13 protein-coding genes and 1 riboswitch are annotated in these 12,359 nt (G+C 70.0%); of the genes, 5 read left to right on the top strand and 8 right to left on the bottom strand.

All coding sequences use genetic code 11. The features are described from left to right. Positions 1-48: 48 nt before the first annotated feature. Positions 49-513: a 2OG-Fe(II) oxygenase gene (locus VG296_RS28795; RefSeq protein ID WP_325571448.1), complete on the bottom strand. Its 465-nt coding sequence runs from the start codon at positions 511-513 to the stop codon at positions 49-51. 273 nt (positions 514-786) lie between these two features. Between VG296_RS28795 and VG296_RS28790 the strand changes: the two genes are divergently transcribed. Beyond that, positions 787-1,311, top strand: a complete 525-nt coding sequence (locus VG296_RS28790; RefSeq protein WP_325571444.1) for a hypothetical protein — start codon at positions 787-789, stop codon at positions 1,309-1,311. Here the strand turns inward: VG296_RS28790 and VG296_RS28785 are convergent. Next, complete coding sequence (locus tag VG296_RS28785) at positions 1,301-1,954, bottom strand: metal-dependent phosphohydrolase (protein ID WP_325571442.1); 654 nt, start codon at positions 1,952-1,954, stop codon at positions 1,301-1,303. The genes VG296_RS28790 and VG296_RS28785 overlap by 11 nt on opposite strands. After that, on the bottom strand, positions 1,951-2,916 hold the full coding sequence (locus tag VG296_RS28780) for an alpha/beta hydrolase (RefSeq protein ID WP_325571440.1): 966 nt from the start codon (positions 2,914-2,916) through the stop codon (positions 1,951-1,953). Before VG296_RS28780 ends, VG296_RS28785 begins: the two co-directional genes overlap by 4 nt. A 293-nt stretch (positions 2,917-3,209) precedes the next feature. Further along, positions 3,210-3,361: riboswitch (cyclic di-AMP (ydaO/yuaA leader) on the top strand. A 6-nt stretch (positions 3,362-3,367) separates the two neighbouring features. Between VG296_RS28780 and VG296_RS28775 the strand changes: the two genes are divergently transcribed. Then, entirely contained in the window at positions 3,368-4,399 is a 1,032-nt protein-coding gene (locus VG296_RS28775) for a LysM peptidoglycan-binding domain-containing protein (RefSeq protein ID WP_325571438.1), read from the top strand. 123 nt (positions 4,400-4,522) lie between these two features. Then, a complete protein-coding gene (locus VG296_RS28770; protein WP_325571436.1) occupies positions 4,523-5,134 on the top strand; it encodes an O-methyltransferase in 612 nt (203 codons plus the stop codon). Positions 5,135-5,227: 93 nt separating this feature from the next. Here VG296_RS28770 and VG296_RS28765 read toward each other — a convergent pair whose 3' ends face one another. From VG296_RS28765 to VG296_RS28755, 3 genes are all read right to left on the bottom strand, one after another. Beyond that, positions 5,228-5,623, bottom strand: coding sequence for a DUF779 domain-containing protein (locus VG296_RS28765; RefSeq protein ID WP_325571434.1), 396 nt, complete (start codon positions 5,621-5,623; stop codon positions 5,228-5,230). A gap of 107 nt (positions 5,624-5,730) precedes the next feature. Next, positions 5,731-7,254 (bottom strand): aldehyde dehydrogenase family protein, encoded by a 1,524-nt coding sequence (locus VG296_RS28760; protein ID WP_325571432.1) that lies wholly within the window; start codon positions 7,252-7,254, stop codon positions 5,731-5,733. 73 nt (positions 7,255-7,327) lie between these two features. Next, a complete protein-coding gene (locus VG296_RS28755) occupies positions 7,328-8,668 on the bottom strand; it encodes a GAF domain-containing protein (protein ID WP_325571430.1) in 1,341 nt (446 codons plus the stop codon). Positions 8,669-9,095: 427 nt separating this feature from the next. Here VG296_RS28755 and VG296_RS28750 point away from each other — a divergent pair, with 427 nt between their 5' ends. Further along, positions 9,096-9,920: an SAM-dependent methyltransferase gene (locus VG296_RS28750; RefSeq protein ID WP_325571427.1), complete on the top strand. Its 825-nt coding sequence runs from the start codon at positions 9,096-9,098 to the stop codon at positions 9,918-9,920. 71 nt (positions 9,921-9,991) lie between these two features. Here the strand turns inward: VG296_RS28750 and VG296_RS28745 are convergent, their stop codons facing one another. Then, positions 9,992-10,279 carry a DUF427 domain-containing protein gene (locus VG296_RS28745; RefSeq protein WP_349259736.1) on the bottom strand — a complete coding sequence of 96 codons (288 nt, stop codon included), beginning with the start codon at positions 10,277-10,279 and terminating at the stop codon, positions 9,992-9,994. Between the two features lie 170 nt (positions 10,280-10,449). Between VG296_RS28745 and VG296_RS28740 the strand changes: the two genes are divergently transcribed. Continuing rightward, the gene (locus VG296_RS28740; protein WP_325571423.1) at positions 10,450-10,824 is read left to right on the top strand and encodes a hypothetical protein; all 375 of its coding nucleotides are present in this window, start codon (positions 10,450-10,452) and stop codon (positions 10,822-10,824) included. Positions 10,825-10,893: 69 nt separating this feature from the next. Here the strand turns inward: VG296_RS28740 and tuf are convergent, their stop codons facing one another. Then, positions 10,894-12,075 carry an elongation factor Tu gene (gene tuf, locus VG296_RS28735; RefSeq protein ID WP_325571421.1) on the bottom strand — a complete coding sequence of 394 codons (1,182 nt, stop codon included), beginning with the start codon at positions 12,073-12,075 and terminating at the stop codon, positions 10,894-10,896. Between the last annotated feature and the right edge of the window lie 284 nt (positions 12,076-12,359).

Below are 12,359 nucleotides of genomic sequence, written 5' to 3'. Positions count from 1 at the left end.
CCTCATCGTGGCGCGGCGGCGGTCGACGCGGATCGAGGTCGAAGAGCCTCAGCCCTCACCCTCGTGCTCATCGTGACCATAGCCCTGATCATCGTTCGCGATGGCCAGGCGCTCCTTGCGCTTTCGCCACCATTCCGTTCCCTGGTTCGGGTTCACCAGGTGGGCGGCCAATGACACGGCCTTCGACGTCTGGTTCAGTCCCCGATAGAGACCGAGCCGCGCCTTCGGAATCATTCCGCGATGCACACCATGAGTGCGCCACGCAGTCGTCGTGTCGCCGCCGAATTCCTTCGTCTCTTCGGCCGTGTAGTAATACAGCGCGATCGACTTCCGCCAACGTCCCTCGGCGATCGGCTTCGGGAACCCGTGGATCGACCGGTTGTCGGTGGTGAAGATCATCGTGCTGCCCCATGCGGGCACGACGGTCTTCGCCGGCTTGGCCGGATCGCCGAGTTCGAGGCAGCCGCCGTACGACTCATCCCGCTCGTCGTTGAGGTAGACCAGTACGTTGATGCGGCGGTAGAGCGCGAGCGGCTCGTAGAGGTGGGATGACCTCGATGTTCGAGCAGGTGAACTTCTGGAACTGATACGCGTCCCCCAGCGCCGTCCACGAGCGGAACTCGCCGAATCGCCACGCGGTCGCCGTCGAAACGCCCGCCTCTGCCACGCGGATGCTCGGCGAGCGAGGCGGTGACCGCGTCTCGCCGATCCGCCCGGAGCGTCTCGTCGCCCTGAAAGGAGTAGTACCGTTCGTGCGCGAGTGGCGGGTGGCCGAGCATAGCGATCATGGGTATGACGAGGTGCTGGCGGGCGACGGTCATCGGCGGGGCGACGCTTGCGGCGGTGTGCGCGGCGGGGACGGCGGCGGCCGCGGGGCCGAACCCGATCATCATCCAGCCGAACCCGGTGGCGCCGGGCGGGACGATCTCCGTGTTCGACGGCGGGAACTGCGATGTCCCGGCGACCGGCACGGCGACGTTCCAGACGAGCGGGAGCGTCAGCATCCCGTCGATCAGTCTCAGTGTGCTGCAGAACATGATCGGCGGACAGGGCCAGATCCCGGCGAACGTCGCGCCCGGCAGCTACTCGGTCTCGGTGACCTGCACGACGGCCAGCGGCACCGAAGGCCCGTTCACCGGCACGCTCACCGTCCAGTCGGGCGCGAGCACGGGCGTCAACCCGAACGGCGGCGCGAAGACCGGCGACGGCGCTTCGCTCACCACACCCGGCGGGCTCGCCGAGGGCATCGCGCTCATGGTCGCGGGCGGCGGCGCCTGGTTCCTGTTGCGCAGGCGCCGCTTCAGCTCGTAAGAGTCGCGATCTCGCCGGCGACGTTGGCGCGGGCGCGCGATTCGAAGCGTGCGCGGGCGGACGGGGTGCGATAGACCGTCGGCGCGCTCAGCAGTTCGGCGAGAATTCGGGCGCGTGCCGGGCGGAACACGGCGTCGGGGATCTCCCGGTACTCCTCGCGGACGGCCCGCGCATAGTCGGCGTACCGCTCGGGATCGGCGCCCAGGATCGCGAGATCCGCGTCGAGGAGCACTGCCGCGTTACGGTCGTCGTCCCCGGCCACGTGCTTCTCCGTAAGCCGGACGAGCCGCGACACCTCGGCCACAAGTACCGCGGGGGCGCAAAGCTGCGGGAGAATCTGCTCCGCGAGGCGGGCGCTCGCCTCCTCACTGGAGATGGACACCACTGATTCGGCTCGGTACTCCGCGTCGTGGAACCAGGCAGCGAGACGGACGGCGTCCGCGTCCTCGGCCTCATCCGCGAGTTCGTCGACGATGTCGAGCACTTCTGTCAGATGCCTGACATTGTGATACGCGCGGTGCGACTCCTCGTAGAGCGTGACGAGGTCGTGGCACGCGCGGACGGCCGATTCGTCGGCAATTCCGTCAGTCGTCTCGCCGGCCGAGGCGTTCAGAGCCGCGAGCCAGCGTTCGACGAGAGTCAAGATGAAACTCTCCGGGGTTCGTCACCCGCGGAGGTGGGGAACGGCAGGACCTCGACCAGTGCGTCCGGCGCCTCGTCCGGAATCCAGTGGCTGACGCCGCCGAGCTCGACGAAGCGGTACGGGCCCGCGACGTGCGTCACGCAGCGCTCGGCGGCGTCGCGGGAGATCGCGATATCCCCGGTGGACCAGACGAAGACGACCGGCGCCTCGATCGGCGGCACGGACGTGCCCTCGCCGAACTTGGCCGCGCGGTACCAGTTGAGGGCGCCGCGCAATGCCTTGGGCTCGCCGAGCACGGAGAGATGCGGCTCGATCGCCGAATCGGACAAAGGGTGATACATGCCCCGCAGCCGTCGGGCGTTTTCCTCCAATAGGACCGGGATGGCCTTATCCGGGTCACGGAAAAGATAGACATATTCGGACATTTTCCGCTGCTCCGCGCTCTCCCCCAATGCCTCGGCGAAAGCGGCCGGATGCGGCACCGAAATGGCGGTGAGAGTGCGCACGCGCTCGGGGTAGCGGGCCGCGAGGTACCAGGCGACCATCGCTCCCCAGTCGTGGCCCACGAGGTCGACGTGTTCAATCCCACACGCGTCGAGCAGACCGATCATGTCGGCGGCCAGCGCCGGCAGCGCATAAGCGGCCGGGTCGGTCGGCCGCGCTCCCGGGGAGTATCCGCGCTGGTCGGGGGCGAGCAGCCGGAGCGGAGCATGGGCTGCGGCGAGCCGGGCCGCGACGGCGTCGTACGCGCGGTGGGTCTGCGGAAAGCCGTGCAGCAGCAGGACCGGCCGACCGCCGGGCACGCCCTGTTCGGCCACGTCGAAGATCAGGTCGCGGACCGGGACCCGGCTGATCCGCCAGCCGCCGCCCGCGCCGACACCGTCGTGTCCGGAATCCTCACCCGCTCCGCCGGCCGCCGCCGTGGTGAGGTGATCGTCGCCCTGCGTGTTGAACTCCGTCACGGGAGCCGCCCTCTCGCCCTTGATCCGCCGCCGCTTCGCCGTCCTCAGACGACGATACGCCACGGCACCGGGGCGCCGAATAGATCATGCTCAGTCAGCTGACGCGGCGTCAATTCCGCTGAATTGTCCGAATTATTCATGAATATCGAAGTCTGCCCTCAGTGATTTGCGGAGTCGGTTGACCACCCTCCGCATCGTTATCGTTCGGTGACATCTCTGGCTCGAAACCGGGGTCCGTTTTGGCCTAGTGTGCTCATCCAGTTGCTGGTGTTCAGTTACGAATTTCCGTAGCGGCAGCAACACCGCCGAGTTCACGCGGGCCCTGATGCGGCCCGCGAGGAGCCGGGGACCCAATCCCCCTGGGGTGAATCCGCGTCCGCGCGGTAGGGCGACCTCTTGCGCCCGAACCCGTCAGCTAACCCGGTAGGCGGCCAAAGAGGAAAGAGCAAGCATGTCTTCGCACCGCAAGCCCCGGCTTTTCGGCGCCCGAAAGCGGGCCCGGACCGTCACGCTGTGTGCCGCCACCTTCGGCGCCGCCGCAATGCCCGCCCTGGCCCAGGCCGCGACCAGCGGTTCCGCCGCCACCACGACGGTGGCCGTGCACCCGAAGTCCACCATCCACGTGGCAGGCGCGGCCCTGCGCGCCGCCGCGCTGCAGGCGGCCAAGGCCTCCACCAGCACCGGCACCGTCGTGGCCGTCTCGGACACCGTCAAGACCTCGGCGTCCAAGACCGCTTCGTCCACCACGTCGTCCTCGTCCTCGTCTTCGAGCGACAAGAGCTACACCGTGGTCTCCGGCGACACCCTCTCCGGCATCGCCGAGCGCGCGCTGGGCAACGGTGACGACTACCCCGAGCTGTTCACGCTGAACAAGGACCGCTCCGAGCCGAACGGCGGGACGTTCACCGACCCGAACCTGATCGTCACCGGCTGGACCATCGAGCTGCCGGCGGACTCGAAGTCGGCGGAGTCGAGCACCTCCGGCTCGTCGAGCTCGAGCTCCGACTCCGGCTCAAGCAGCTCCTCGTCGGACAGCTCCGGCAGCTCGTCGAGCGCGACGAACTCGTCCAGCTCCTCGGCGGACTCGGCCTCGTCCGGCTCCTCGTCGTCGTCCTCGTCCTCTTCGTCCAGCTCGTACGCGGACAACCTGGACGGCTGGATCAACGAGGCGGTCTCGATACTCAGCCAGCACGGCTACTCCGTGTCGTACAACGCGATCTACGAGACCGCGATGAACGAGTCGAGCGGCAACCCGGGCGCGCAGAACAACTCGGACTCCAACGCCGCCGCGGGCAACCCGTCGGAGGGTCTGATGCAGACCACGCAGACCACCTTCGACGCGTACGCGCTCTCCGGCTACACCGACATCTGGGACCCGGTCAGCAACATCATCGCGGCCGCGATCTACGCGCAGGACACCTACGGCGGTCTGGACACCGTCGTGGCCGATCGCTGCGGCGGCTCCTGCTGGTACGGCTACTAAGCCATACAGCTGAAGGCCGGATAGCTGATTCATCGCGGTACGCGACGAGGTCCCGGGCGTCACCCTCTCCCGATGCCCGGGGCTTCGTCGCGTACCGCGGTGCGCTGTTATATACCTGGTCGCATGGCGATGAACGGCACCGCCGCGCACGAGGGCCTCGCGGCGGCCGGCGAACTTCCGGCGTTGGTGGGCGCGGCCGTGGCGCTGGCCCGCGAATCCGGGTTCGCATACAGCTCGCTGCCCGAGCACGGCGAACTGCTCCGAGTCCTGGCACGCGGCGTCGGTCCGGGCGTGATCGGCGAGACGGGGACCGGCTGCGGCGTCGGCCTGGCCTGGCTGGCGAGTGCCGCGCACCCGAACGCTCGCATCATCAGCGTCGAGCACGACGCGGAACGCGCGAGCCGGGTAGCAGAGCTCTTCCACGACGTGCCACAGGTCGGCATTCTGCGAGGCGACTGGCTCGAGCTCCGCGGATACGGGCCCTTCGACCTGCTCGCGCTCGACGGCGGCGGTCAGGGTAAGGGCACTGATCCCGCGATCGAGCCCGCGGAATGGCTGCGGCCCGGCGGACTGGTCGTGATGGACGACTTCGCCCCGCTCAGCGGCTGGCCGCCGCTCTTCCAGGGCGAGGTCGACGAGGCCCGGCGGCACTGGCTCGACCATCCGCGGATGCGCGCCACGCAGGTGAACGTGACCCCGGAGTGGTCCGCGCTGCTCGCCGCGTACGTGGCCTGACTCTCTCTGTGCTTCTGTACCTCTGTACACGGATGCCCGCCGTGCCGATCCGCGAAGATCGGCACGGCGGGCTGCAGGGATCCATCTACTATCTCAGCGCTCTTCGATCAACACCTCCTCTTCGAGATCGGTGAGCAGCCGCGACCTGATCATGAATCGCACGCCCTCAGGGGCCTCCAGCGAAAAACCGCTGCCGCGCCCTGGGACGACGTCCACGGTCAGGTGTGTGTGGCGCCAGCGCTCGAACTGCTGGCTGCCCATCCAGAAGGAGACCGGTTCGGCGACGCCCGGCACCTCGAGCCGTTCCAGGAGCACGTCCGCCGCCCCGGTGCGGAACTCCCCGGCGAGGTAGCACATCGGCGAACTGCCGTCGCAGCAGCCTCCGCTCTGGTGGAACATGAGCGGGCCGTTGGCCTCGTAGAGGGCGCGCAGCACTCCGGCCGCCGCCTCGGTGACCGCGACCCGGTGGACCACCGTCCCGTCCGTCATCCTGCTCCGCACCTCCGCTCCGCCTCGCCGGCTCCGGCCGGCACCGCTGCCTCGGCGCCGGCCGTCGCTCCCCTCAAGTCTCAGACCTCTGGCATACCCGGTATCGTCTAAAAGAAGCCCATCGCCTTCGGGCTGTAGCTGACCAGTAAATTCTTGGTCTGCTGGTAGTGATCGAGCATCATCTTGTGGTTCTCCCGGCCGATCCCGGAGCCCTTGTAGCCGCCGAAGGCGGCGTGCGCCGGGTAGAGGTGGTAGCAGTTCGTCCACACCCGGCCGGCCTGGATCGCCCGGCCCGCCCGGTACGCGGTCCCCGCGTCGCGCGTCCACACCCCGGCGCCGAGGCCGTAGAGCGTGTCGTTGGCGAGCTTGATCGCGTCGTCGTAGTCGTCGAAGGAGGCGACCGAGACGACCGGGCCGAAGATCTCCTCCTGGAAGATGCGCATCGAGTTGGAACCCTCGAAGATGGTCGGCTGCACGTAGTATCCGCCGCTCAGCTCCCCGCCGAGGTCCACCCGCTCGCCGCCGGTCAGCACCTTGGCGCCCTCGGCCTGGCCGATCTCCAGGTAGGACAGGATCTTCTCCAGCTGGTCGTTCGAGGCCTGCGCGCCGAGCATCGTGGCGGTGTCCAGCGGGTGGCCCTGCACGATGCGCTCGGTGCGGGCGATCGCGTCGGCCAGGAAGTCGTCGTAGTGGCCGCGCTGGATCAGGGCCCTGCTCGGGCAGGTGCACACCTCGCCCTGGTTGAGGGCGAACATCGTGAATCCCTCGAGCGCCTTGTCGTAGAAGTCGTCGCGGGCGCCGGAGACGTCGTCGAAGAAGATGTTCGGGCTCTTGCCGCCCAGCTCCAGCGTCACCGGCTTGATGTTCTCGCTGGCGTACTGCATGATCAGCCGGCCGGTGGTGGTCTCGCCGGTGAACGCGACCTTGGCCACCCGGGCGCTGGAGGCCAGCGGCTTGCCCGCCTCGACGCCGAAGCCGTTGACGACGTTGAGCACGCCGGGCGGCAGCAGGTCCGCGACCAGGCTGAGCAGGTAGTGGATCGAGGCCGGGGTCTGCTCGGCGGGCTTGAGCACCACGGCGTTGCCCGCGGCGAGGGCCGGGGCGAGCTTCCAGACGGCCATCAGGATCGGGAAGTTCCACGGGATGATCTGCGCGACCACGCCGAGCGGCTCGTGGAAGTGGTAGGCGACGGTGTCCTCGTCGATCTCGGCGAGGCTGCCCTCCTGCGCGCGCACCGCCCCGGCGAAGTACCGGAAGTGGTCGATCGCGAGCGGGATGTCGGCGGCCAGCGTCTCCCGGATCGGCTTGCCGTTCTCCCAGGACTCGGCGAGGGCGAGCGCCTCCGAGTGCTCCTGCATCACGTCGGCGATCGTGTTGAGCAACGCGGCGCGAAGCGCGGCGGGCGTGCGGCCCCAGGCGGGGGCGGCCGCGTGCGCGGCGTCGAGGGCGCGTTCGACGTCCTCGGCCGTGCCCCGGGCGACCTCGCAGAACGTCTGCCCGGTGACCGGGCTCGGATTCTCGAAGTACCTCCCTCCGGCCGGCGGAACGTACTCGCCGCCGATCCAGTGGTCGTAGCGGGACTGATAGGCCATCAGCGCGTCGGGTTGGCCCGGCGCCGCGAAACGCGTCATCGTGCGCCTCCACGGAGTTCTCCGGCCGCTCGCCGTTGAGCGGCCTCGAATCCAGAGGCTAGTCCGCGGGACGTTACCTCAACGTTGCATCCGCCGGCGCATGGGGCCTGATACGGGTCTCCCCGCGCAGCCGGCGCACCTCGGCCACCGCCTCGGCACGGCGCACGCTCGGCGGGAGCAGCGGTACGAGCCGCTCCCAGGCGTCCAGGTCCTCGGGTCCGCAGCGTTCGAGCCAGTCGTCGAGCAGCGGTGCGCTGCCGGATTCGAGCACCGCGGTGCGCAGCCGGGCGTCGATCCAGTGCCTTTCGGTGAGCACGGACGGGGCCTCCGAGCGCGGCAGCAGCGAACCCGAGTACGCCGAGAGTGCCGCCTCCAGGTGCTTCGCGCGCAGGGCCCTGGCCACGTCCAGGAAGTCGGCGCTGATCGGGGCCGTCAGCCGGTACGGGCGTGAACCGACCAGCGCGCCGAGCACCCGCCGCAGCCGCGCGACCTCGACCCGCACGGTCGCCTCGGCCGCCGTGTCGTCGTCGTACAGGGCCGCGGCGAGCTGATCGCCCGTCAGGCCCTCGGGGTGCTGGGCCAGGATGACGAGTATCTCGCTGTGCCTGCGGTTGAAGCGCGTCTCCCGGCCCTGCTGGACGAGCACCGCCTGGTCCCGGCCGAGCGCGAGCAGCCTCGCCGTCGCTCCGCACCTCGCCGGGCCGCCGCCCTGCTCGGGCACCCACAGCGCGCCGCCGAACTCGCGCCGCCAGACCGGCGAGGCCGCGAGCAGCGCCTCCGCCGCCTTGGCCGCCGCGTTGACCAGCGCCAGGCTGTGCGGGTGGGCGACGATGTCGCCGCCGGTCACGTCCACGATGCCGAGGATCCGGCCGGTCACCGGGTCGTGGATCGGCGCGGCGGCGCACGTCCAGGCCTGTACGGCCGGCCGGAAATGCTCGGCGGAGAAGATCTGCACGGCATGGTCGACGGCGAGCGCGGTGCCGGGCGCGTTGGTGCCCGCGCTGGCCTCGTCCCAGACGGCGCCCTCGACGAAGTTCATCCCCTCGGCGCGGCGCCGGGCCCAGGCGTGCCCCTCGACCCAGAGCAGCCGCCCGGACGCGTCCGAGATCGCCATCAGGTGCTTGCCGTCCTCGGCTACCGAGCCGACCAGCTCCCGCAGCAGCTCGACGACCAGCGAGAGCGGGTGCTCGGCCCGGTAGCTCTCGAGCTCGCCGCCGGTGAGCGTGACCGGCGCGTTCTCGGCGAGGTCGAGGCCGGCGCAGCGCTGCCAGGACTGCGCGACCACCGGGCGGACCCTCGGTTCGGTGCCGCGGACCTCCTCACCGGACAGGAACGCGTCCTTCGCCCGGGCGATCCCGCGCGCGGTCTCCGCGGGATCCGGGCCGGCCTCGGCCAACCAACCGTCGCTCGTCACAGTGCGCCATCCCCGCCGTCGGCTTCTGATTGCGACTATACGGTCGCTCGGCGCTCACGTCAGCGCTTACGCGCCGTCGGTACCGGATCCGGAAAGTAGGCGCGCCAGGGCAACTGACGCCGCCTCATACCAGGGTGGTACGCCGGTGCCGACCGTGGTCGTAGTCGACAGTGCGTAATCAGCTGTGCGGCGGACGCAACCGTCCGGCGCGCGGCCTAGGGTGAGGGACGTCCAACGGGTGGAGCCAGCCCCTTCGCGCCCTGGGACTTCCGGCTGCCCGGCCTTGTGGGGGTCACGGCTTCCGGACCGGCCGGTGTTCGCCCCGCACCACGGCCGCGGGGCGGACACCTCCGCCGGGCCGCGCGCGTCCGCGCAGGTGGAGGCCGTTTTCCCGCCGAGAAGCCGCGAGGGTGCCAGACTGGTGTGCATGATGGACCCCGTCGACCGGGCCGAGATGGCCCTCAGCCTCGGAGAGATCGACCCGGACACGCCCAGCCCTGCGCGCATCTACGACTTCTGGCTCGGCGGCTCGCACAACTTCGCGGCCGACCGCGAGTTGGGGCGGCGCATCGCGGAGGCGATGCCGCAGCTGCCGGTCGCCGCGCGGGCGAACCGGGCGTTCCTCGGCCGCGTGGTGCACCACCTGGTGGCCGACCTGGGCGTGGACCAGCTGCTCGACCTGGGCTCGGGAGTGCCGACCTCCGGGAACGTGCACGAGGTGGCGAAGGCGGCGAACCCCAAGGCCCGGGTGGTCTATGTCGATCTGGACCCGGTGGCGATCGCGCACGCCCGCAGCCTGCTGGAGGACGTGCACGACTGCGAGGCGATCCTGGCCGACATGCGGCACCCGGACGCCGTGCTCGACCACCCGCTGCTGCGCACGACGCTGGACCTCGGACGCCCGATGGCCGTGATGATGTTCGCGGTGCTGCACTTCATCCCGGACGAGGGCTCGCCCGAGCTGATCGTGCAGGATTACATGGACTCGGTGGCCGACGGCAGCTACCTGGCGCTCTCCCACGGCGTGCCGGACGTGCACGACCCGGGCGCCCAGCTGGACGCGGCCCGCTCCTACGCGGCGCGCACCGGGATCCCGTTCGTCCCGCGCACGCCCGAGGAGCTCGGCCGGCTGCTCGGACCGCTCAAGCCGATCCCGCCCGGGCTGGTCCCGATCGACGAGTGGATGCCGGATCCGCTGGTCACACCGCGGGACAATCCGCTGGCCTACGGCGGGATCGCGCTCAAGAACTGAGCAGCCGAACACGGCTGCTCAGTGCGGCTGCTCAATGCGGCAGCTGAACACGGCTGCCGGAGCCCGGACGGCTACTCGGCCGGGCCGACCTCGACGCCGTGCCAGAAGGCCACGTAGTCGCGGATCTTCTCGGCCTCCGGCTTGGGCTCCGGGTAGTACCAGGCGGCGTCCTTGTTGGACTCGCCGTCCACCGACACCGTGTAGTACCTGGCCGTACCCTTCCACGGGCAGGCCGTGTGCGTGGCGCTGTCCGCGAACAGCTCCCGGTTCACCGTGTCCGGCGGGAAGTAGTGGTTACCCTCGATCACCACCGTCCGGTCGCTCACGGCCAGCACTTTTCCGTTCCAGACCGCCTGCATCCTCATGCCCTCACCCTACGCCGCGCGGCAAGCCCAGGGGTGGCTCACGCCGTGGCGCGCGCCGTCGAACGGACTTTCGGCGGACTTCCGGGCCGGTTCCGGCCCGGCGCGGCCGGCGCGCTGGAACAGTGACCCGCGGTGAAGCCACCCGGGAATCCAAGGAGCAGTCCATGTCCATGACCGTAGACGCAGCGCTCAAGGAGGCGATGGGCGTCGACGGCGCCATAGGAGCGGCACTGGTCGACTACACAAGCGGCTTGTCGCTCGGCGCCGTCAGCGCGTCGAAAGAGCTCGATCTGACTGTCGCGGCCGCGGGCAACACCGAGATCGTGCGCGCGAAGATGCGCACGATGGAGATGCTCAAGATGAAGGACGCGATCGAGGACATCCTGATCACCCTCGGCCGCCAGTACCACGTGATCATGCCGCTGACCTCGCGCGCGGGGGCCGGGCTCTTCCTCTACCTGGCGCTGGACAAGGCGCGTGGCAACCTGGCGCTCGCCCGGTACCAGATGCGGATGATCGCGGAAAACATCGAGCTCTGATACGCGACGCGGCGGAGTGCCGGATCGGCACTCCGCCGCACCTGCGTTCACCGCGGCGGGTCGTTCGGCCTATTCGGCCACCGCGGTCACGGTCCCGGCGCCGACGGTGCGCCCGCCCTCGCGGATCGCGAAGCCGAGCCCGACCTCGACCGGAGTCGGGCGGCCGAGCTCGACCCGGACCTCGACCGTCTGGCCGGGCCTGGCCGTGCCGACCTGGCCGAAGTCCATGTCGCCGACGACGTCCGCGGTACGCAGGTAGAACTGCGGCCGGTAGCCGGAGACGATCGCCGTGCGGCGGCCGCCCTCCTTCGCCGAGAGCAGGTAGACCCGCGCGGTGAACGCGCCGCGCGGGGTCACGCTGCCCGGCGCGGCGACGATCATGCCGCGGCGCACCTGGCCGCGCTCGATCGAACGCAGCAGCAGGGCCACGTTGTCCCCCGCCTGCGCGAACTCCATCGGCTTGCCGAAGGTCTCCACGCCGGTGACCACGGTGTGCAGCGCCTCTCCCTCGGCGCCGATCAGCTCGACGCGGTCGCCGAGCTTGACCACGCCGCGCTCGACCGCTCCGGTGACGACCGTGCCGCGACCGGTGATGGTCAGCACGTTCTCCACCGGCAGCAGGAACGGCGCGTCGGTGTAGCGCACCGGCATCGGGACCGCCTCGTCCACGGCGTCCAGCAGGGTGGCGATCGACGCCGTCCACCGCGGGTCGCCCTCGAGAGCGCGCAGCCCGGAGACGCGGACGACCGGGACCCGCTCGCCGGCGTAGCCGTGCGCCGTGAGCAGTTCGCGGACTTCCAGCTCGACCAGGTCGAGCAGTTCCGGGTCGGCGCCGTCGGCCTTGTTCAGCGCGACGACCAGGTGCTCGACACCGACCTGACGGGCCAGCAGCACGTGCTCGGCGGTCTGCGGCATCACGCCGTCCGCCGCGGAGACGACCAGGATCGCGCCGTCCAGCTGCGCGGCACCGGTGATCATGTTCTTCACGTAGTCGGCGTGACCGGGCATGTCCACGTGCGCGTAGTGCCTGGTCGCGGTCTCGTACTCGACGTGCGCGATGTTGATCGTGATGCCGCGCCGCGCCTCCTCCGGCGCCCGGTCGATCCGGTCGAACGGCACGTAGGCGCCGGTTCCGCGCTCGGCGAGCACCTTGGTGATGGCGGCGGTGAGGGTGGTCTTGCCGTGGTCGACGTGACCCATGGTGCCGATGTTGACGTGCGGCTTGGTGCGCACGTAAGGGGTCTTCGCCATGATGGATGTCCCTGCCTGTCCTTGACGGATTCCGTGGAGTCCCTGAAGCCGTCGACCGTCCCCGCGCGGGACTCCCTCAGAGTTCGGACTCCGGGAACGGTCAGCTTCGGACGCCGCCGAGCAGTGCCGCGAATGCGGCTGCTGCGGCCAGGACCAGGGCAGCCTTCGGCGCGCCCGCGACTGCGGGCGGCTGCGCGAAGGAGTGCCGGAACATGTTCTCGATGCTCCGGCAACCCGCCGAAACGGGCAACTGATTTACGGGTACGGGACTTAGCGGTGCGGAA

The organism is Actinospica sp., assembly GCF_035552695.1.
Classification (GTDB): Bacteria; Actinomycetota; Actinomycetes; order Streptomycetales; family Catenulisporaceae; genus Actinospica.
This window is presented reverse-complemented; position numbering and strand designations above follow the sequence as displayed.

Excerpts from the sequence above, each read along its gene's own strand:
- VG296_RS28790 (WP_325571444.1), top strand. The coding sequence starts at position 787 with ATGGGTATGACGAGGTGCTGGCGGGCGACGGTCATCGGCGGGGCGACG.
- VG296_RS28775 (WP_325571438.1), top strand. The coding sequence starts at position 3,368 with ATGTCTTCGCACCGCAAGCCCCGGCTTTTCGGCGCCCGAAAGCGGGCC.
- VG296_RS28770 (WP_325571436.1), top strand. The coding sequence starts at position 4,523 with ATGGCGATGAACGGCACCGCCGCGCACGAGGGCCTCGCGGCGGCCGGC.
- VG296_RS28765 (WP_325571434.1), bottom strand. The coding sequence starts at position 5,623 with ATGACGGACGGGACGGTGGTCCACCGGGTCGCGGTCACCGAGGCGGCG.
- VG296_RS28760 (WP_325571432.1), bottom strand. The coding sequence starts at position 7,254 with ATGACGCGTTTCGCGGCGCCGGGCCAACCCGACGCGCTGATGGCCTAT.
- VG296_RS28750 (WP_325571427.1), top strand. The coding sequence starts at position 9,096 with ATGATGGACCCCGTCGACCGGGCCGAGATGGCCCTCAGCCTCGGAGAG.
- VG296_RS28745 (WP_349259736.1), bottom strand. The coding sequence starts at position 10,279 with ATGCAGGCGGTCTGGAACGGAAAAGTGCTGGCCGTGAGCGACCGGACG.
- VG296_RS28740 (WP_325571423.1), top strand. The coding sequence starts at position 10,450 with ATGTCCATGACCGTAGACGCAGCGCTCAAGGAGGCGATGGGCGTCGAC.
- tuf (WP_325571421.1), bottom strand. The coding sequence starts at position 12,075 with ATGGCGAAGACCCCTTACGTGCGCACCAAGCCGCACGTCAACATCGGC.